Origin of the sequence: Plasticicumulans lactativorans (assembly GCF_004341245.1) — a bacterium.
GTDB classification, from domain to species: domain Bacteria; phylum Pseudomonadota; class Gammaproteobacteria; order Competibacterales; family Competibacteraceae; genus Plasticicumulans_A; species Plasticicumulans_A lactativorans.
The window spans coordinates 169,735-190,197 of record NZ_SLWY01000013.1 but is presented as its reverse complement, the minus strand read 5'-3'; the positions used below and the strand labels follow the sequence as shown (position 1 = coordinate 190,197).

13 protein-coding genes are annotated in these 20,463 nt (G+C 74.4%); 4 read left to right on the top strand and 9 right to left on the bottom strand.

From position 1 onward, the window contains the following. Nucleotides 1–195: 195 nt before the first annotated feature. The 3 genes from EV699_RS12975 (at nucleotide 196) to EV699_RS12965 (ending at nucleotide 3,291) form a co-directional block, all read left to right on the top strand. Nucleotides 196–1,551: a 2-hydroxycarboxylate transporter family protein gene (locus EV699_RS12975; protein WP_132543371.1), complete on the top strand. Its 1,356-nt coding sequence runs from the start codon at nucleotides 196–198 to the stop codon at nucleotides 1,549–1,551. A 134-nt stretch (nucleotides 1,552–1,685) separates the two neighbouring features. Further along, the gene (locus tag EV699_RS12970; RefSeq protein WP_132543369.1) at nucleotides 1,686–2,087 is read left to right on the top strand and encodes an acyl-CoA thioesterase; all 402 of its coding nucleotides are present in this window, start codon (nucleotides 1,686–1,688) and stop codon (nucleotides 2,085–2,087) included. Between the two features lie 148 nt (nucleotides 2,088–2,235). After that, complete coding sequence (locus EV699_RS12965; RefSeq protein WP_132543367.1) at nucleotides 2,236–3,291, top strand: aldo/keto reductase; 1,056 nt, start codon at nucleotides 2,236–2,238, stop codon at nucleotides 3,289–3,291. A gap of 177 nt (nucleotides 3,292–3,468) precedes the next feature. Here the strand turns inward: EV699_RS12965 and EV699_RS12960 are convergent, their stop codons facing one another. The 5 genes from EV699_RS12960 to EV699_RS12935 form a co-directional block, all read right to left on the bottom strand. Continuing rightward, nucleotides 3,469–4,551 (bottom strand): ADP-ribosylglycohydrolase family protein, encoded by a 1,083-nt coding sequence (locus tag EV699_RS12960; protein ID WP_132543365.1) that lies wholly within the window; start codon nucleotides 4,549–4,551, stop codon nucleotides 3,469–3,471. Between the two features lie 40 nt (nucleotides 4,552–4,591). After that, the gene (locus EV699_RS12955; protein WP_132543363.1) at nucleotides 4,592–6,334 is read right to left on the bottom strand and encodes an eCIS core domain-containing protein; all 1,743 of its coding nucleotides are present in this window, start codon (nucleotides 6,332–6,334) and stop codon (nucleotides 4,592–4,594) included. Between the two features lie 37 nt (nucleotides 6,335–6,371). Further along, on the bottom strand, nucleotides 6,372–7,031 hold the full coding sequence (locus EV699_RS12950) for a protein-L-isoaspartate(D-aspartate) O-methyltransferase (protein ID WP_243662662.1): 660 nt from the start codon (nucleotides 7,029–7,031) through the stop codon (nucleotides 6,372–6,374). Between the two features lie 13 nt (nucleotides 7,032–7,044). Then, a complete protein-coding gene (locus tag EV699_RS20245; RefSeq protein WP_243662661.1) occupies nucleotides 7,045–8,796 on the bottom strand; it encodes an eCIS core domain-containing protein in 1,752 nt (583 codons plus the stop codon). A gap of 316 nt (nucleotides 8,797–9,112) precedes the next feature. Next, a complete protein-coding gene (locus tag EV699_RS12935; RefSeq protein ID WP_132543361.1) occupies nucleotides 9,113–9,544 on the bottom strand; it encodes an Lrp/AsnC family transcriptional regulator in 432 nt (143 codons plus the stop codon). A gap of 140 nt (nucleotides 9,545–9,684) precedes the next feature. On the opposite strand from EV699_RS12935, the gene EV699_RS12930 reads away from it, so the two are divergent. Then, the gene (locus EV699_RS12930; RefSeq protein WP_132543359.1) at nucleotides 9,685–10,737 is read left to right on the top strand and encodes an ornithine cyclodeaminase; all 1,053 of its coding nucleotides are present in this window, start codon (nucleotides 9,685–9,687) and stop codon (nucleotides 10,735–10,737) included. A gap of 486 nt (nucleotides 10,738–11,223) precedes the next feature. Here EV699_RS12930 and EV699_RS20240 read toward each other — a convergent pair whose 3' ends face one another. The 4 genes from EV699_RS20240 to EV699_RS12905 form a co-directional block, all read right to left on the bottom strand. Continuing rightward, entirely contained in the window at nucleotides 11,224–12,747 is a 1,524-nt protein-coding gene (locus EV699_RS20240) for an eCIS core domain-containing protein (RefSeq protein WP_243662660.1), read from the bottom strand. Between the two features lie 73 nt (nucleotides 12,748–12,820). Beyond that, nucleotides 12,821–13,780 carry a hypothetical protein gene (locus tag EV699_RS12920; RefSeq protein ID WP_132543357.1) on the bottom strand — a complete coding sequence of 320 codons (960 nt, stop codon included), beginning with the start codon at nucleotides 13,778–13,780 and terminating at the stop codon, nucleotides 12,821–12,823. After that, nucleotides 13,777–18,231, bottom strand: coding sequence for an eCIS core domain-containing protein (locus tag EV699_RS20235; RefSeq protein WP_243662659.1), 4,455 nt, complete (start codon nucleotides 18,229–18,231; stop codon nucleotides 13,777–13,779). The genes EV699_RS12920 and EV699_RS20235 overlap by 4 nt, the downstream gene beginning before the upstream one ends. Then, complete coding sequence (locus EV699_RS12905; protein ID WP_165904130.1) at nucleotides 18,228–20,462, bottom strand: eCIS core domain-containing protein; 2,235 nt, start codon at nucleotides 20,460–20,462, stop codon at nucleotides 18,228–18,230. The genes EV699_RS20235 and EV699_RS12905 overlap by 4 nt, the downstream gene beginning before the upstream one ends. Nucleotide 20,463 lies beyond the last annotated feature (1 nt).

Genomic DNA, 20,463 nt, shown 5'->3' with positions numbered 1-20,463 from the left:
ACACCCGCACCGCCGCCTCGGCCCTGCGCTTCGTCTCCTGAGCCGCCGCCGCAGCCCCTCCCACGCACCGGACCGCGGGCGCGTCAAGCGCCCGCGGGGGCCGGCCGGACGACCAATGATCCAAGAGCGCCGGCATCGATGCCGGCGACGCCCCGACGACCCCACCCACAGGGCTCACCACCCGGAGGAGGCCCCATGCAGCACACTCCTGCTCCACCCGACGATGCATCCCGTCCGGCCGCGTCCGCCCCGCAGCGCTTCTGGCCCGAGGGCTGGTGGCGCCTGATGGAGACCCGCGTCGGCATCATCCCGCTGCCGATCTTCGTGCTGATCGGCGCGCTGATCGCGGGCTTCGTCGCCCTCGACAAGGTGCCCGGCGAGATCTCGATGGCGATCGTGATGTTCTCGTTCTTCGGCTTCGCCTGCGCCGAGGTCGGCAAGCGCGTGCCGGGGCTGCGCCGCATCGGCGCCGCGGCGATCTTCGCCACCTTCGTGCCCTCGGCGCTGGTCTTCTACAAGATCCTGCCCGAATCGCTGGTGAAGATGACGACCGACTTCACCAAGTCGACCAACTTCCTGTACCTGTTCATCGCCTCGATCATCGTCGGCAGCATCCTCAGCATGGACCGCAAGGTGCTGATCAAGGGCTTCCTGAAGATCTTCATCCCGCTCGCGATCGGCACCGTGGCGGCGATGATCGTCGGCACCCTGACCGGCACCGCACTCGGCCTCGGCGCCTACACCACCTTCTTCTTCATCGTCGTGCCGATAATGGCCGGCGGCGTCGGTGAAGGCGCGATCCCGCTGTCGATCGGCTACGCCGAGATCCTCCACCAGAACCAGGGCGAGCTCTTCGCCACCGTGCTGCCGCCGGTGATGCTCGGCAGCCTGACCGCCATCCTGCTGGCGGGCCTGCTGAACTTCGTCGGCAAGCGCTACCCGCACCTGACCGGCGAAGGCCGGCTGCAGCCGGGCGAGCACGACGAGATGGACCCGCACCAGGAGGAGATCACCGGCCACATGGACGTCACCCACATCGCCGCCGCCGGCGTCACCGCCCTCACGCTGTACCTGCTCGGCCTGATGTGCTTCCGCCTGTTCGGCCTGCCGGCGCCGGTGGCGATGCTGTTCATCGCGGTCCTGGTGAAGCTCACGCACGCGGTCTCGCCGCAACTGCAGAGCGGTGCCTTCGTCGTCTACAAGTTCTTCTCGACGGCGGTCACCTACCCGCTGCTGTTCGCGATCGGCGTGGCGATGACGCCGTGGGACAAGCTGATGGCCGCGTTCACCGTGCCGAAGCTGATCACCATCGTCGCCACCGTGGTGACGCTGATGGCCACCGGCTTCTTCGTCGGCCGGCGCATGCAGATGTACCCGATCGAAACCGCGATCGTGAACGCCTGCCACAGCGGCCAGGGCGGCACCGGCGACGTCGCCATCCTCACCGCGGCCGACCGCATGCAGCTGATGCCCTTCGCGCAGATCGCCACGCGCATCGGCGGCGCGATCACCGTGACGCTGGTGCTGATCGCCCTCGCCCACATCGCCTGAGGACGGCCGCGCGCCGCTCCCGGACGCTTCGAACCCAGGGCGCCGCAACGGAGGCGCCCGCCCTGGCATGCCAGGTATTCCGCACGCGACGCGCCGGGATGGCGCGTTCCGTGCGGCTCGTTCGAGACCTACAGATGCCCGCCCCCGAACCTTCCGCCCTGCCCGCCGGCGAGCCCGCCATCCGCACCATCGCCATGCCCGCCGACGCCAATCCCGCCGGCGACATCTTCGGCGGCTGGCTGATGGCGCAGATGGACCTCGCCGCCGGCAACCTCGCCGCGCGCCGCGCGCGCGGGCGCTGCGTCACCGTCGCCGTCGACCGCATCACCTTCCTCAGCCCGGTGTTCGTCGGCGACGAGGTCAGCCTCTACGCCGACCTGCTGCGCACCGGGCACAGCTCGATGACGATCCACGTCGAAGCCTGGCGCCGCTCGCGCGACGGCGAGGACCGCGTCAAGGTCACCGAGGCCACCTTCTCCTTCGTCGCCCTCGACCAGGGCCGCCGCCCGCGCTCGCTGCCCGCCGAAAGCAACTGAGGCGCGGCGCAGCCACACCTGCGCCGTCGCGACGACTACGCTCTGAGCCGACGACCGGCCGTCACCCCGCCCTCCCCGCCCCGTCCGACACGACGGCCGGGCGACGGCCACCGGCCGCGTCGCCCCTCACGGCAACAGGAGTTCGACGATGGAATACCGCTATCTCGGCGGATCGGGTTTTCAGGTGCCGGTGCTCGGCCTCGGCACGGCGACCTTCGGCGGCGGCACGGCGTTCTTCCGCGCCTGGGGCGAAACCGGCGTGGAAGGAGCGACGCGCCTCGTCGACATCGCGCTGGAGGCCGGTGCCAACCTGTTCGACAGCGCCGACAGCTACTCCGATGGCCTCGCCGAGGAGATCCTCGGCAAGGCCATCGCCGGGCGACGCGAGCGCGTGCTGATCTCGACCAAGGCCACCTTCCGCACCGGGCCGGGGCCCAACGACGTCGGCTCGTCGCGCCATCACCTGATCGCCGCCTGCGAAGCGAGCCTGCGGCGGCTCGGCACCGACTACATCGACCTGTGGCAGATGCACGCCTTCGACGCCCGCACGCCGGTCGAAGAGACACTGCGCGCGCTGCAGGACCTGGTGCAGGCCGGCAAGGTGCGCTACGTCGGCTGCTCCAACTTCTCCGGCTGGCAGCTGATGAAGTCGCTCGCCACCGCCGACCGCCACGGCTGGCCGCGCTACGTCGCGCACCAGGCGTACTACTCGCTGCTCGCGCGCGAGTACGAATGGGAGCTGATGCCGCTCGCGCTCGACCAGAAGGTCGGCACCGTGGTGTGGAGCCCGCTGTCCGGCGGGCGGCTCAGCGGCAAGATCGGCCGCGACCGCCCCGCGCCGGCCGGCAGCCGCACCGCCGCGCTCGGCGGCATGGGCCCGGAGGTGCCGGCCGAGCACCTCTACGCGATCGTCGAGGCACTGGAAGCGATCGCCGCGGAAACCGGCCGCAGCGTCTCGCAGGTCGCACTCAACTGGGTGCTGCGCCGGCCGAGCGTCGCGGTCGCGGTGATCGGCGCGCGCGACGAGGCGCAACTGCGCGACAACCTCGGCGCGGCCGACTTCGCACTCAGCGACGAGCAGGTCGCACGGCTCGACGCCGCGAGCACCCGCGCGCCGATCTACCCGTACTGGCACCAGCGCGCGACCTTCGTCGAACGCAACCCGCCGGCGGTGCCGATGCCGAGCGTCGTGCCTGAACGCTGATCGGGGAGATTGACGGTGAAGTAACGCAGGCCGCGGCGGCGGCATCGGCGCTTCGATAGCGCATCGGCTTTACACCTTCCCGAGCGCACGCGGTGAACGTTGGGCTTCATTTCATTCAGCCCAACCTACCGTGCTCCTTCCGTCCAAACCTTCGCCGAACGCATCCCGCCGCCGCACCTACGGCTCGCCGACGCGTGCGGCGAGGCCGAGGGCGAGTTTCAGCAGTGCCGGGCCGTCGCTCAGGCCGTCGAGCCAGCGCCGCGGGATGCCGGCGAGGCCGGTCTGGGCGCCGACCAGTGCGCCGGTGAGGATCGCGCGCGCCTGGTTCTGGCCGCCGCCATTGATCGCGTGCAGCAGCGCCGCCTCGAAGTCGTTGTGGAAGCGCGCGGCGAGGTAGTAGGCGGCCGGGAGCTGGTGGTAGATCGCGCAGGGCATGCCGTAGACCAGCGACACCTTCCACGCCGGCTCGATGCGGATGCCGGGGTCGGCGGCGGCCGCCGCCATGTACGACGGCGTCAGCAGCGCGTCGGGCGAGGCGAAGTTGCCGGCGCGCGGCGGTTCGGGGTCGCCGGGGTGCGGCGGCTTCAGCCCTTCGGCGGTCACCGCGTGGAACGGCAGCTCGCCCGACTTCACCAGCCCCATCAGCGTGGCCGACAGCCCGGCGTCGAGCACGTGGCCCTGCACCAGCAGGCCCAGCACCGCGCCGTAGGCGACCGTCATCGACACCACGGTGTCGTCGATCTGGGTCAGGTGGGTGTTGGCGGCGATGGTCGCGGCGAGCCGCGCCGGGTCGCGCGCGTAGCGCACCGCGAGCGCGAGGGTGCGTTCGATCGCCTCGGTGGTGTCGGCGTGGCCGCCGGTCTGGCTCCACGGCAGCCGGCGCTGCACCCGCCGCCGCCAGGCGTCGCGGATCGACTGGCTGGTGTAGCCGCCGGGTCCGGCCATCGGCGTGCCGTCGAGCAGCGGGAACAGCTCCTCGTCGAGCCGGCGGCAGAAGTCGGCCTGGTCGTAGCCGCCGCGCTCGACCAGCGAGCGCAGCAGCAGCGCGAGGAGGTACCCCGCCTGCGAGGAGTCGCCGGCCCTGAGCCCGGCGTGGTAGCGGCCGGGCCGCGGCGCGGTGTAGTCGGTGATCCACTCGCCGTAGTCGCGGCGCAGCTCGGCGAGGTCGTAGTACCAGTGCGGGCCGAGGGCCAGGGCGTCGCCGACGAAGGCGCCCATGAGGGCGCCGGCGGCGCGGTTCTGCAGCTTGGTTTCCTTCATGTTCGCTCCGGCCCGGTCGGCGGGCGCGCGGCCGGTGCGCTCACGGCGCCGGCGGGTTCGGCTGCACGTGCCCGGTGGCGGTGTCGTAGCCGGTGACGGCGTCCTTGCTCACCGTGAGCGGGCGCAGGTCGAGGTGGATGTGCAGCTTGTGGTCGGGCGCCGGGCCGTGGTTGGGCGCGCTCAGCACGCGCCCGGCGCCGTAGCGGGCGTTGGTCTCGGTGCGGATGGTGTCGTCGTTGTAGATCGCCTTCCACGCGAACTTGCCGGGCGGGGTGGCTTCCTCGCAGGCGGCGTTGAGGTCGGTGAAGAACTGGCGCGCCGCCGGGCGCGACCAGAAACCGTCGGCGTCGATGTTGGCGCGCAGGAAGATGTCGACCGAGAACTCGGCCCAGAAATGCCGCGGGTAGGTGCCGGCGGTCCAGGCGGTGTTGCGCGTGCGCAGGCGTTCGAGCAGCCGCACCACCGGCGCGGCGAAGGTGTGGAAGCCCTGCGCGCGGCGCTCGCGCCGCTGCGCCGCTTCGAGCTGGGCGGCGAGCCGCTCGCGCTGCGGCCCCTCGGGGGCGGTGGCGAGCTGCGCTTCGAGGCGCTGGCGCGCGGCGATCGCGGCGGTCTCCTCGTCGCGCTCGACCTGCGCGCCGGCGGCCCAGGCCGACGGCAGCACCTCGGTCGCGACCACCGGCTCGATCGGGTCGAGCCGGTTCACCCGCGCCTTGAAGCCGGCGGCGAAGGTTTCGATCGCGGTCGCCGCGGCGTCGAAGGTGTCGCGCTCCAGGCGCGCCTCCACCCGCGTGATGCTGGCGATGAAGTCCTCGCTCTGGCCGATGCGGATCACCGCGCCGTGCACGCGCAGGAGGTCGAGCGCCGTCAGCACGTGCTCGCGCGTGACCGGCCCGAGCAGCGCGTCGACCGTCGCGGTGGCGGTGAACACCTGCGCGCGCTCGGCCGGCGGCTGGTTGCCGGGGAAGGGGTAGATGCGCGCGCGCAGCGCGCGGTCGCGGCGCAGGTCGAGGCTCGCCATCAGCGTGCCGTCGGCCAGCAGCTCGGCGAGCGAGAAGCTGAAGTGCGCGTCGATCCACGGCAGCAGCAGGCGCGCACGGGCGATCGCCACCAGCTCGCGGTCGATCTCCTCGTTCATCTGCTGCTGCGGCGACAGCGTCGCGATCGGCGCCGTGGTCGCCGCGGTGCCGAGCCCGGCGGCCTCGGGGATGCTCTGGCGCTGCACCCGCGCGCCGGTGCCCGCACGCTGCTGCAGCACGTGCGCGAGTTCGTGCGCCAGCAGTTCGCGCCCGCCGGAGGTGTGCGGCGCGTAGGCGCCGGGCGCGAAGGCCACGTGCTCGCCGAGGGTGAAGGCGCGCGCCTGCAACGCGCGGCTGTGTGCCGCCGCCGCAGCGTCGGTGTGCACGCGCACCGTCGACAGGTCGGCGCCGAAGCGCGGTTCGAAGAAGCCGCGCAGCGTCGTCGGCAGCGGCTGCCCGCCGTTCCCGGCCGTGGCCGTGGCCGGCGCGGCCGGGGCGGCCCCGGCCCGGCGACGGACCACACCGCGCGCCGGGTCGACGGCGGGCGGGGCGCTCGCCGGCGCCCCGCGCAGCACGCGCGCGGCGGTGGCATCGGCGGCGCGCTCCAGCGGGTCGTCGGCGCGGCCGAGCTCGATGCCGGCCGGCAGTTGCAGCGCGAGCCCCGACCACAGCGGGTTGGCGTTGCGGGCCGGCGGGGACGGCGCGTGCGCGCCGGCGCGCCCGCTGGCGGCCTCGCCCTGGCCGCGGTGGCCGTGCGCGGCGAGCATGCTCAGCGCCGCCCGGCCGGCGCGGCGGTGCGCGGCCTCATGCGTCCTCCGCCCAGCCGTGCGCGCCGATCAGCGGCACGAAGCGCACGTCGCACAGGAACTCCTCGCGGCGGTCGGCGACGGTGGCGCCGCGCGTCACCCGCACCAGCCGCTGCTGCCAGTGCTCGTCCTGCACCGGCATCACCAGGCGCCCGCCCGGCACCAGTTGTTCGAGCAGCACCTCGGGCACCCGCGGCCCGCTCGCGGCGATCAGGATGGCGTCGAACGGCGCGGCCTCGGGCCAGCCGCAGGTGCCGTCGCCGGTGCGCAGCTCGATGTTGGTGCAGCCCAGGCGGGCGAAGCACTCGCCGGCCCGCGTGGCGAGCTCGGCCAGCCGCTCGACGGTGTAGACGCGCCCGGCCAGCGCGGCCATCACCGCCGCCGCGTAGCCCGAGCCGGTGCCGATCTCCAGCACCCGCTGCCCGGGCCGGATCATCGCCGCCTCGATCATCAGCGCGACGATGTACGGCTGCGAGATGGTCTGCCCGCAGCCGATCGGCAGCGGCGAGTCCTCGTAGGCGCAGTCGCGCAGCGCCTCGGGCACGAAGGCCTCGCGCGGGATGCGGCGCATCGCGTCGAGCAGCGCGGGGTCGCGGATGCCGCGCCAGGCGATCTGCCATTCGACCATCTGTGCGCGTTCGCGCTGCCGCTCGTCCACGTCCGCCTCCGCGTCAGAACCACGCCGAGCGCGCCAGCAACTGGTCGCACGGGTTGCCGAGGAAGCGCCGCTGCAGGAAGGTCAGCGGCGAGGCCGGCCCCACCGGCGCCACGGTGGTCGGGGTGCCGGCGTTGGGCACCTCGGCGCCCGCCGGGCGGGTCGGCATCACGATGTCGACGCGCCGCTGCTGCGGGTCGGACGCGCCGGGAATCAGGTCGAAGTCCGAGCGCCCCTCGATGCGGGTGAAGCGGTTGCCGCTGACGGTGACCGTGCCGGTGCCGGCCGCGCCGGTGTTGCTGAAGGTCTTGGTGATCATCGGCGACACCGGCCGCAGCCCGGTGATCAGCGCGCTGCGCGTGTTGTCGGCGCGCCCCTGGCTGACCGCGAGCTTGGCCGAGGCCGAGCCCACCGGGTCGCTGTGGCCGAACACGTCCACCCAGGTGTTGTTGGCGTTGATGAAGTCCTTGGCGAGCTGCAGCTTGGCCGCCTCGGGCGCCGGCAGGGCGCTGAGCGAGGTGCCGTTGAACGGGAACTCGCGCAGCGTGATGCGCGCGAACGACTCGCCGCGGTGCGGGTCGGCGGCGAGGCCGCGCGGATTGCCCGGCAGGCCCTGCTCGGCCTTGATCAGGTTCTCGACGCGCACCGTGGGGTCGTGCACGTCGGTGTCGACGCGCTCGACATCGGCCGGGTGCAGGCCGCGTTCGAGCAGCGCGCCGTGGCCGCACAACTCGTGGCCGGCGACGACGACCGGGTCCTCGACCACGCGCGCGCCGGTGACGTCCCAGGCGCCGAACTCGAAGCTCGAATTGCGCGGGTGCAGGAAGAAGTCCCCGCCCGGCGTGCCGGGGCTGTGCACGGTACGCGGCCCGCCGATGCCGGTGACGTGGATGGTCCAGGCGCCGCCGGCCGGGTCGGTCAGCGCGCACAGGCAGCAGCAGCCGACCGGCTTGGAGCCGGCGGCGGTCGCCGCGGGGTCGGCGCAGCCGCCGGTTGCGGTGCTCGCCACCTCGCCGGTAGCGTCGACGTCGAAGTCGTCGCACAGCGCGTGGACGATCGCCCCCATCTCGGTGAAGGCGAGCGTGCTGAAGGCCGTCCCCGACAGCGTCGACAGCGGATCCTGCGGGTCGGTGGGCGGCGCCGGGTCGACGCTCAGGCGCCGGCGCAGCGGCTGCGGCCCGCTGTCGGCCTGCACCACGTGCGCGAGTTCGTGCGCCAGCAGCTCGCGCCCGGCGGCGCTGTGCGGCGCGTAGGCGCCGGCGGCGAAGCCCACGTCGTGCCCGAGCGTGAAGGCCCGCGCGTGCAGGCCGCGCGCCGCCGCGTGGGCGCGCGGGTCGGCGTGCACGCGCACCCCGCCGAAGTCGTGGCCGAAGCGCGGCTCGAAGAACGCCCGGCTCGCCGCATCGAGCGGCCGGCCGCTGCCGAGGCCGAGCGCGGGGGGCAGGGCCGGGCCGGAGCTGCCGTCATGCCGCCGCCGCAGCGTCCTGCCGCCGCCGCAGCTCGGGCACGGCTCGGCGGCATCGGCACAGCCGGCGCAGCGCCCCGGCGGCGTCGACATGCCGAGCACCCGGCGCGCCTGCGCATCGGCCTGCGCCTCGGCGGCATCGTGCGGCGCGCCGACGCGCAGCCCCGCGGCCGGCGCCAGCGCCAGGTGCCGCCAGTCGCCGGCCTCGGCGCGGCGGGCACGCAGCGCCGGCACCCGCGGCGCGCTCGCCGCGGGCTTGGGCGCGGACTGGGAACTGCGGGTCGAGCAGGCCGGGCACATCATCGGCGCCACCTCCGTCTGCGGATACCGTCCGGCCGCACCGCCATCGCGCGGCACGGCGACCCTTCACGCACGCGCCCACCGGGGCCGGCGGGACCCCCAAGGTATAGGCCCACCGCGCGCGGATTGCGGGCGCATCGGGTCCACTGCCGCGATGCCCGCCCCGATCCTTGCCGGTCAACCGGCCGGCCGGCACTTTCCGGAGCGTTTCCCGAGACCGCGGGCGCGACGAACGGCCGGGCGGTCGCGTACCCGAGGCCAGGCCGCCCATGCCGGCCCTCGCGCTGCCGCTTCCGACGCCCCGGCCGCTCCCCCTCCCCTACAACTTGTGCGTGCACAGCAGGATGTTGGTTTCCGTGTGCGCGATGCCGTCGAGCAGGCGGATCGCGCCGAGCACGCGGTTGAACTCTTCGAGCGATTCGGCCTGCAGTTCGGCCACGATGTCCCAGCGCCCGTTGGTGGTGTGCAGCGCCGCCACGTGCGGGTCGCCGCGCAGGCTGCGCAGCACGTCCGGTGCGCGCTTGCCTTCGACCTCGATCGTCATCAGCGCGCGGATGCGCTGGCCTTCCACCTGCGGTTTCAGCCGCACCGTGTAGCCGACGATCACGCCGTCGCGTTCGAGCCGCGCCAGGCGGTTCTGCACAGTGCCCCGCGCCACCTTCAGCTTCTTCGCCAGCGCCGCCACGGGGGTGCGTGCGTTGTCGCGCAGGAGCGCGATCAGTTCGCGGTCGATGTCGTCGAGTCCGGTCATCGTGTAAGCCCCGTGCTGTCGATCTGATCAATGCAGCGCTCATTTTGAGCATTTCTCTGGCTTTTTGCTGGCGCCGCCCCCTGGGAAACTGATGCCCACGGCAAGCGATGGTCGCTACGCCGCGCCCCGGAGGCCCTGCCATGACCCGCTTCATCGACGTTCCCGCGCTGTCCCATCTGGTTCGCGAGGTCGGTGCTCCCCGCTTCATGGAGGAGCTGGCCGATACCATCCGCGAGGACTTCCTGCGCTGGGAGGCGTTCGACAAATCCGCCCGCGTCGCCAGCCATTCGCCGCTCGGGGTCATCGAGCTGATGCCGGTCGCCGATACCGAGCGCTACGCCTTCAAGTACGTCAACGGCCACCCCAGCAACACCGCCTGCGGCCTCTACACGGTGATGGCCTTCGGCGTGCTGGCCGAGGTGGGCACCGGCTATCCGCTGCTGCTGTCGGAACTCACGCTGACCACCGCACTGCGCACGGCGGCGACGTCGGTGATGGCGGCGCGCGCGCTGGCGCGCCCCGATGCACGGCGCATGGCGCTGATCGGCAACGGCGCGCAGAGCGAGTTCCAGGCGCTGGCCTTCCACACCCAGCTGGGCATCGAGGAGCTGAGCGTGTTCGACGTCGACCCGCTCGCCACCGAGAAGCTGGTCCGCAATCTCCAGGTCTTCCCGGGGCTCAGGGTGCGGCGTGCCACCTCGGCCGCCGACGCGGTGCGCGGGGCCGACATCGTCACCACGGTGACCGCCGACAAAACCCACGCCACGATCCTCACCCCCGGGATGATCGAGCCCGGCATGCACATCAACGGCGTCGGCGGCGACTGCCCGGGCAAGACCGAGCTGCACCCGGACGTACTGCGCCGGGCGCGCGTGTTCGTCGAGTACGAGCCGCAGACCCGCGTCGAGGGCGACATCCAGCAACTCGACGCGGATTTTCCGGTCGTCGACCTGTGGCGCGTGCTGGCGGGGACGGCGCAAGGCCGCCAGAGCGAGGCGCAGGTCACCGTGTTCGACTCGGTCGGCTTCGCGCTCGAGGACTACTCGGCGCTGCGCTACGTCTACCGGCTGGCGTGCGAACACGCCGTCGGGCAGGAGGTGGACCTGGTGCCGCCGGCGGACGACGACCCGAAGAACCTGTTCCGCTTCGCCCGCGGCGGCGGCGCGCGCGCTTCGCTGCGCCGTGTGGCCTGAGCACGGGAGCATCCGGGCATCAGCACGATCCACGCGATCCAGGCCCCGGCCGCGGTTCCGCCGATACCGCGCGCCCGCCGCCGACTCTTTCTGGTGCAACGGCGACGCTTTCCGGGTCGGCGCCGGGCTTCGTGACGTCGGCGCCGGTTCCCGAACCCCCGGCGTCGATGCCGCACGTGTCGGCGCTGACCCTTCAAGTATCCCCGACGATGCCGTGGACGCCGGCGCCGGACCTCGGCGGGGCGGCGCCGGTTCGCGGAGTCCCGCCGCCGATGGTGTGAAGGCCCCGGCCGACACCGCGCGGGTCCGCGCCGATCCTTTCCGGGGCGCCGCCGGTGCGCCGGACGCCCTCGCCGGTTCCGCGGGCATCCCCGCCGACCTCGCGTCGCCCGGCGTCGCCGCCCGCGCGCCTCACACCGACAGCAGGTGCAGGTCGTATGCGTGCGTTCGCACACCCCAGGCGCTCACGACGCCCGCCGCCGGCGCTCAGGGCGCGTTGCCCTGGCTGCTGAGGCATTCGAGCATCGGCTCGGGGACATAGATCGGCCACTCGATGTCGTACTGGTGGAAGGCGAGGAAGTCCGGCTGGCTGTAGGGTTCGACCTCGATGAAGTTGACGTGCCCGTAGCTGCCGCTGGTGCCGGGGCGGGCGCGGTAGGTCGGCACCACGCGCAGGTTGTCGGCGGCGGTGAAGCGGTGCCCGCCGACGCCGATGATGAACAGGTCGGTTTCGCCGAGCGTGCCGATCACGCGGTACATCGGGCAGAACGTGAACACGTCGGTGCCCTGGGTGGCGCGGATCGAGGTGACCTCGTACAGCGCCGAAGCCTGGCTGTCGTCGATGTCGTCGAGTTCCAGCGGCCAGTCGCCGACCGCGCCGACCGGGGCGAAGCTGCGGTTGCGCCGGAAGTCGTGGTCGCGGTCGTACTCGGCGAGCGAGTCGTCGGCGTCGAGCGCGTCGCAGAAGCTGCGGATGTCGTCGTCGGTGTAGCCCCACGCCGCGCGGTAGAAGCCGATCAGGTTCGACGGCAGGTCCTCCTGCGCGAACGAGGACTGGCCGAGCAGGTCGGTCCACTGCTGCTGGGTCTCGAACGCCCGCGACAGGGTCTTGAAGGCGTGCAGCGCCACCGCGAGCACCTCCGAGCCCGACAGCGGGCGCAGCAGGCGCATGCGCAGTTGCGCGCTCGACAGCACCACGCCGGCGGCGCGCGAGGTCATCGTCGGCGTGCGCATGGCGCCAGTGTCGGCCGTCGCGCCGCTGCCGGCGGCCTGCAGCGCGTCGGACGCCGCCTGCACGCGCTCGATCAGGGTGGTCGCGAGCGACGGGTCGGCGTGCGACCAGTCGATCCAGCCGCAGTTGTTGCTGTAGGAGTAACGTCCGTCGCGCGTGCCCGAGCGGGTCGGCACGCGCCGCACGGTGGCCGCGCCGCCGCCGCCCTGCTGCAGCACGTGGGCGAGCTCGTGCGCGAGCAGGTGGCGCCCGGCGGGCGTGTGCGGCGCGTACTCGCCGGCGGCGAAGGCGATGTGCGCGCCGGCGGCGTAGGCGCGCGCACCGATCGCCCGCGCCGAGCGCGCGCCGGCGGCATCGGCGTGAATGCGCACCGCACCGAGGTCGGCGCCGAGCCGCGGCTCGAACCAGGCGCGGCTGGCGGCGTCGAGCGCCCGGCCCGGCCCGGCGAGCGTCGCCCGCACGCTCGGCGGTGCCGGGCCGGCCGCCGCGGGGGTGGCGGCGGCGCGCTGCACCGCGTGGCCGGCGCCCGCCGCGGCGCAGGCCGGGCACGCTGCGGCGGGCGCCTCGGCAGGGGATTCGAGCACCGCGTCGGCCAGCGCGTCGGCGGCGCGTTCGGCGGGGTCGTCGTCGCGCGCCACGTCGAGCTTGGCCTGCACGCCGGCGGTGGCGAGCGCGGTCCAGTGGCGGTTGGGCCGGTGCGCGGCGGCGTCGGTGCGCGCGGCGGGGGCCGGCGGCCGCCCGTGCCCGGCGCAGGCGCAGCGCTCTCTCGTCTGCCACATGCTGCCCTCCTCCGCCGCCGGCGGCCGCGGTGCCGTGGCGGCGCTCGTCCCAAGCTTAGCCCGCCCGGCCGGGTCAGCGGCCGGCGGCGCGCACCACCGCGGCGTGGACGCCGTCGTCGCGCCGCCAGGCGATGCTCACGCGCAGCCCCCCCTGGTGCACGAAGATGTCGCCGTCGTAGGCCTCGCCGAGGCGGGCGTCGAGCAGCGTGCGCTCGCAGAAGGCGAGCCAGTCGTCGGCGTCCCATTTCGCCGGCACCGGCGCCGGCCGGCGGAACCAGTCCACCGAAACCGTCGCGCCGAGCACCGAGGGCACCTGCGGCGGCGGGCCGATGCGCCCGCGGCGTGGCGCCGACGACCAGTAGAAGCCGATCGCCAGCGCGGCGTGCTGGTAGCCGAGCAGCGTCGGCAGCGCCCAGCGTTCGAGCCAGCGCACCCGATGCAGGCCCATCGGCCCGGAGAGAACGCCATACTGCTCCAGCTCGGCGAGCAGCAGGCGGCGCTTCGCCGCGACCGTCGCACGCTGCTCGACGTCGCCGGGGCGCGCGGCGAGGGCGTCGACGTCGCGCGCACGCGCTTCCAGCTCGCGCAGCGCGAAGGCTTCGTCGGGGTGCGGGTCGTGGTGGATCGCCTGCAGCGTGAACAGCCACGGCGACGGCGGCTTGGGCGCGGCGGCGCGGCGCGCCTGCAGCTCGTGGATCACCGCGGCCAGCACCGCGCGCGGCAGGTAGAAGTCGGGCCCGCGCCAGCGCAGCGCGAGGCAGTAGACGTCGTCGCCGAGTTCGCCGCCGGTGCGCGCACGCCAGGCCGCGCGGGCTTCGGTGAGGTCCTCGCCGGGCTCCACCGGGCAGGCGAAGATGGCGCCGTCGTCGCAGGGCTCACGGTGCTCGATCGACTCGGCGAGACCGGGCAGATCGCCTTCGAGCGCGGCGTTGACGATCCATTGCAGCCGGTCGAGGGCGTCATCGCCGCCCGAGGTGGCGCGCGGGCCGAAGGGGGTGTCTTCGATCGGTACCTCGAGTCCGCCGATGTTCATGGTGGTGTCGTCTGCTGCTGCGCCTGTCGTTGCCGGTGCTGGGCGATCACCCAGCGTGCGTCAGGGTATACGGTTTCGAGGCGCCAGCGCTGGGCCGACGCATCGTAGGTGGCGTAACCGCCGTAACCGACGCCGTCCGGCCCGACCTGGGCCCAGTCGCCGTTGTTCTTGCCCCAGGCCGCCGGTGCCCCGGTCTGCGCGCCGTTGGCGACGACCCAGGCGTCGAAGGCGCGCACCGCGCCGTCGATCAGCCCGGCCGGGGCGTCGGTGGTCGACTTGTACAGCGGGCTGGCGCCGTCCATCGCCTGCACCCACGGGTCGCTCGCCGACTTGCGCATGAACTGCTCGTAGGCGCGGTAGGTGGTGCCGTTCGGCCCCTGCCACTCGGCCACCAGGTCGATGCGGTAGAGGCCGGAGCTGCCGTTGACGAAGGCGTGCAGCTCGGCATCGGAATGCCCGCCGCGGATGCCCATCTTGGCGAAGTTCGACAGGCTCGACGGCGCCTCGGGCGTGCTCAGGTGCGGCACCACCTCGGGCGGCAGCTCGCGCGCACCCGCCCCCGGCGCCGGGCTGCTCGCCGCGGCCCGCAGGCTTTCCGCGCGCGCCTTGATGCCGTTGGCGATGTCGCGCGGCACGTAGCCCATGCCGGCGAGCGCCTCGGCGCGCTCGCGCCCGCCGACCGGGTCGCGCAGCCCCATCGCCTGCTCCATCGCCTCGATGCGCCGCGCCAGGATGTCGCGCTTGGCCTTCTCGCCGTTCTTCACCGCGAGCGCGTGGTCCGCGTACGCCTGCGCGAGCTCGCGCGCCGCGGCGCGGTCGTGCGCGGTCGGCGGGCGCGTCGACAGCGCGCCCGGGCGGAAGGTCTCGGCGCGCATCTGCTCCTCGGCGCGCGCATTGGCGGCGATGTCGGACAGCGTCGGGTCGTCGCCGCGGACGATGTCGATGATCTCGTCCAGCTCGTGCGAGGCGAGCCGCGAGATGTCCTTCTCCTTGACCATCTCATGGATGCGGATCGTCGCCTCCCAGTTGCCGCCGCTGCGCACCAGGTCGAGCCGTGCCGGGCCCTCCTCGCCCGCGTGCGGCTGGCTCGCCGGGTCGAAGGACTTCACCATCTCCACCTTCACCGGCACGCTGGTGGCCGGATTGCCGCCGCTGCCGGCGACCTCCAGCGTGTACTCGCCGGCCTTGGCGCCGGTCGGGCGCGTCAGCAGCGCCGGGCGGCCGTTGGCCACCAGCAGGTTGCCGGCCTCGTCGAGCTGCTTGGTGACGCTGCCGTGCCCGGCCTGGAAACCCTTGGCGGTGCTCGGATCGCGCAGCTCCCAGACGTCCCTGCCGCGCACCGCGCCGGCGCCGCCGCCGACCGGCACGTTCTCGGGCACGACGTCCGCCGGCGCGCCCGGGCGCGGTTCGACGACGCCGGGCTCGCGCACGGGTTCGCCGCCGGTGCGCCGCCCCCCGCGCGCGCCCTGCAGCGGGCCGGCGAACATCAGCACGTTGTTCTGGATGCCGCCGAGCACCGCCTTGGCACGCAGGCTGCGCGCCTGGGCGTGGGTGATGCGGCCCTCGGCCTCGTCGGCATTGATGCGCTCGATCTCGCGCAGCGTCTGCACGTTGCCCCACATCAGCCCGCCGTAGCCGACGATCTGGTTGCCGAGCTCGATCGCCTTGGCGGTGTTCAGCGCGCCTTCGAGCCTGGACAGCGTGCGCTGGATCGCCGCCGCGTCGCCCGACTCGACCGCGACCGCGTAGGCGCCCTTGGCCTCGATGATGCGCAGCTCCCCGACCGCGCGCCCGACCGTGCCGAGCGCGCCGAGCACCGCAATGACGTCGGTGACCAGCGACGCGTCGAGTTCGAGGTTGCCGTTCTTCCAGCGCTCGAGGATGTGCTCGGCGGCGAGCAGCCCGCCGAGCAGCATCGCCGCCTCGCCGACGCCGGGGATCACCAGGCTCAGCGCGATCAGGATGATCATCAGGTCGTGCAGGCGCTGCTTGGCGAGCGCGTCACCGCGCTTGACGTTGCGCGCCTTGAGCTTGCGCACGGCGATGTTCGGCACCGCGTCGGGGATGTTCAGCAGCACGGTGCCGCGGCCGTAGTCGTTGTCGGCGGCGAAGCGGCGCAAGGCGTCGGCGATCGCGCGCTCGTCGTCGTCGCCCTGGCCGACGTAGGCGTAGCCGAGCTTGTCGCCCTTGGTGGTGACGTCGTAGAGCGCCCAGCGCGGCCTGGGCCCCTGCGACACCGGGATCAGCTGCAGCAGCAGCGGGTAGGTGGCGCCGGTGACCTCGCTCGCGATCGCCGCCTCGGGGCGCAGCGCGTGGGTGCGTGCGCTGCCGCCGGGGCCGAGCGGGGCGTTCTGCTGCTCGTTGCGCTCGGCGATCTCGAGCTGCTTCTGCAGCGCTTCGAGCTCGTCCTCGCGGCGCTTCCTGGTCTTGCCGATCGCGGCGTCGGCCTCGATCTGCTTCTTCTTCACCGCGAGGCGCAGCGCCTCGACCGCCGAGCCGTGGGCGCCGACCTCGAGCTCGGCGAGCTGTTCGTCGATCTTCCTGAGCTTGGCCGGGTCGGTGGTCAGCGCGCGCTGCAGGCGCAGCTCGTCCATCAGCGCGTCGGCGGCGTACAGCGTGTCCTGCGCGATGTAGTCGGCGTCGCGCACCTCCAGCAGTGCCGTGGCGACGCTCGACAGGTAGCGCCGCCCGGCGTGCTCGCGCGGCGAGGCGACGCAGCGGATCAGGTAGTGGCCGGACTGGTTCCACTTGAGCTGGATCTCGTTCTCCGGCTGGGTCAGCGTGTGCCAGACGCTGTCGACCAGGAAGCCGCCGGCCGAGGTGATCGCCGATGCCGGCGCCGTCACCAGGTTGCCGACCTCGGTGGTGACGTCGTGGTAGCGCTCCATCGGCGAGGTGCCTGCGTAGCCGCCGGAGCCGATGGTCTCCAGCGAATTCCCGATGTCCTCGCGCAGTTCGCGGCTGCGCTGCTGGGCGTTGTGCGCGATGTACTCGTCGCTGGCGGCGGCCTGCGGGTCCTGCGCCACCTGCTTGCGCCGCTCGGCCTCGGCGCCCATCGCCGCCTTGCCCTTGCTGGCGATCGCGGTGACGTTCCAGCGCTCCCAGTGGTAGTCGACCGTGGTGCTGGCGTTCCACACCGCGCCGATCAGTTCGCGCTCGCCGTAGGTCCAGTCGAGGTACATCGTCAGCTCGCCGAGCCCGAGCAGCGGCACCAGCGTCGAGGCGGTGGCGATGCGCGCCGGGAAGGCCGGGTAGTTGGCGACGTCCCTGCCGGTGCCGGCCTCGAACTCGCTGCCGGACAGCGGCTTCTTCAGCTCCGCCTTGCCGCTGCCGGTGGCGCCCGGCGTGCCCGCGGGCTTGGCGCCGGGGTCGGGCACGTGCTCCGGCGGCGGCGTGGTCGCGCCGCCCGCCCCGCCGGTCTCGGTCGGGCCGATCAGGAACAGCACCTTGCCGGCGAGCAGCCGCTCGATGTCGGCGTCGGTCAGCGAGGTCCACTGCTCCAGCGTGGCCTTGTCCTCGACGTTCCAGCCGACCCGCACCCACTTGCCGACGCCGTCGGCGCGCTCGCGGTACTCGAAGCTGCCTTCTTTGTCCTGCAGGTAGAAGCCGGCCATCTTGCGCGGCCCGGTCAGCTTGAAGGTCTGCAGCAGCTTGCCCTGCGACGAGTAGGCGTAGAGCGCGTCGCTGGCGATGAACAGCACGTAGTTGGTCTGCTGGCTCAGCTTGGCGATCACCTTGACGCCGCGCTGCGCCAGCACGTCGGCCGACTCCGCCGGGATCGACAGCGGCTGGAACGCCGCGTCGGGGTCGGCCGGCTTGGCGTCGTCGGGCTTGAGGCGCAGCGTGCCGGGCGCCGCGTGGCCGCCGACCCGCACCGGCGCAACGCCCGGCCGCAGCGCCGCCGCCGCCGCCGCATCGGCGGCACGCTCGACCGCATCGCCGGGCGCGCCGAGCGCGCGCGCTGCACGCGGGGCCCGTGCCGCGCCGCTGCCCTGCTGCACCACGTGGGCGAGTTCGTGCGCGAGCACCTCGCGTGCGTCGGCGCCGCCGGCGCGCGCGCCGAGCACGATGTCCTGCCCGGCGGTGAAGGCGCGGGCGTGCAGCGCCCCCGCCGCCGCCTGCGCCGCCGCCCCGTCGTGGAGGCGCACGCCGGAGAGGTCGGCCGCGTAGCGGTGCTCGAAGTAGCCGCGGGTGGCCGGGTCGAGCGGCCGCGCCGGGGCCGCGAGGCCCGCCGCCGCGCGTGCGAGCGCGTCGTCGCCATGCGGGTCGGCGCCGCCGCCCGCCGCCGCGCCGGTACGGCCGAGCGCGAGCTGCCGCCACCCCGGGCCGGCGGCGGCCGGGGTGGCGGGGACGGCCGGCGCGGGCGTCGCCGCCGGCGCCGGCGCGCGGCCGCGCTCGCTGCCCTTGCCCTCGGCCGGCGGCGCCTTGCCGCCCGCGCGTGCGCCGCTCACGGCCCCAGCCCGCGCAGGCGGTGGATGGCGTCGGCCGCCTCCACGTAGGCCTCGACCCGCCCGGCGCCGACGTCGGCCAGCGCCCGCGCCATCAGCCGCAGCACGTGGCGGACCTGCAGCGCCGGCGTCAGCGCGAAGAAGCCGTCGGCCAGGTGCACCGAGGTGCCGAGCCCCGGCAGGCCCGGCGCCGACGCCCACGCGCCGTCGCCGCTCGCCGCGGCGTCGATGCTGAGCGCCTGCCCGGCGCCGTCGAGCATGCGCGACAGGCGGTCGTAGACGCCGGCGAGGCGCGTGCGGTCGCGCGTCGTCGCGCGTGCGCGCACCGGCGGCAGCGCGAAGCCGCGCGCCGGCACCTCGGCCTGGAAGGCGCTCACCACCGCGAGGTGCTCGGGCGCCACGGCGCTCGCGCCCGGGTGCTCCAGCTCGAACAGCGGCGCGTAGAGTTCGAGCACCGAATGGCCGAGGCGGCCGAGGCGACCGGGGTCCCAGCGCGCGAGCGACGCGGCGACGAAGTCATACGCCGTCGGCGTCCAGAACGCCGCGTAGTTGAGCCACGACCCGGCGTAGCCGATCGCCCGCCGTGCGCTGCGGGCACGGTCGCCGGGCTCGCCGGGCGGCGTCGCCAGCGCGACGGTGTCCGTCGGCGCGGCGCCGACGCTCGCGAGCACCGCCGGCGCGCCTTCGGTGGCGCGGGCGAGCGTCAGCAGCGTCACCACGTAGCTGTCGGCGTTGCCGAGCGCCTCGCTGCCGTTCAGCACGCCGAACAGCCGCGTCCTCGAGTAGGCGACGTCGACGCCGATGCTCTGCGCCGGCGCGCTGCCCGGCTCGACCGCCGAGTGCGTGGTCTCGTGCAGCACCAGGAACACCCGCTCGTGCTCGCTCATCGTCGCGCCGCGGTAGTAGCCGGGCAGGTAGAACGCGGCGCACAGCGTCAGCGGCCCGCCGGCCCCGGCCGAGGCCGCGCGCTCGCAGCCGGGCGCGCAGCGGTGCCGGCAGGCGTGGCCGTCGCTCGCTGCCACCGCGCCGACGCGGTTCACGACGCTCTCGAAGCGCGGCAGCAGCGTGGCGCGGTCGATGCCGGGGAAGCGGGTGGCGAGCACCGCATCGCGGTCCGGCGCCGGTGCGGCGGCCGGGTCGGTGGCGGCGGACAGGCGCGCCAGCGCCGCGGTGGCGATGGCGCTGGCGCGCCGCTGCGCCTCGGTGAAGGCGTCCTCGCACGCGGTCGCGTCGGCCTGCTGCTGCGCCGCGGTGAAGCCGGCGCAGCCGGTGGCGGCATCGGCCGCGGTGATCAGTTCCACCGAGCGGTAGAAGCGGTAGTCGATCGGCGACTGCCGGTAGCTCATGTCGACGCGCACGCCGTCGACGCTGACGCCGTGCGCCGCCAGCACCCGCCGCACCGTGGCCGCGCGCCGCGCCGCGAGACCGCGGTTGTGATCCGGGTCGCCCTCCTGGCTGGCGCGGCCGACCAGGCGCACGTGCGTGCCGGCGTGCGCGTCCGCCCAGGCTTCCAGGCGTTCGCGCTCGGCCACCTCGGCGGGCACGTCCGCGCTGAAATCGTCGCGGTCGAACCCGAAGAACACGCGGTTGGCCATGCCCTGCGTGCGCCGCTCCGGCTCCGGCTGCACCTGGGTGACGCCGAACTCGGGGTCGGCCGCGCGCTGCACCACGGGGCGGCCCGCGGCCTGCTGCAGCGTGTGCGCGAGTTCGTGCGCGAGCAGGTGCCGGCCGCCCGCGCTCGCCGGCGCGAAGCGCCCGGTGCGGAAGGCGATGCGCGAGCCCAGCGTGTAGGCGAGCGCGCAGAGGCCGCGCGCGGCGCCATCGGCGGCGGGCCCGGTGTGCACGCGCACCGCGCCGAAATCGGCGTCGAAGCGCGCTTCGAGCTCGGTGCGCAGCGGCGCGGCGAGCGCCTCCCCCGCCCCGGCGACGCCGCTGCGCGCGAGCCCCAGCGCCTCCCCCGCACCAGCGCCCGCCGGCCGCGCGCGCGGTGCGCCGGCACCCGGCGGGTCCGCCGGTGGCGGGGCGCGTTCATCGGGCGCGGCGAGGGCATGCGCGGCGAGCGCATCGGCCGCGCGCTCGGCGGCATCCCCCGCGGTGGTCGTGACCGGCAGCGGTGCGTGCGCGAGCCGCTGCCAGTGCGGGTTGGCCGCACCCCGGGCCGGCGCGCGCGGCACCGGCGCCGGTGCCGCGTGCCGGCCACCCGCCGCCGCACGCTGCCCGCCGCGCCCGTTCATG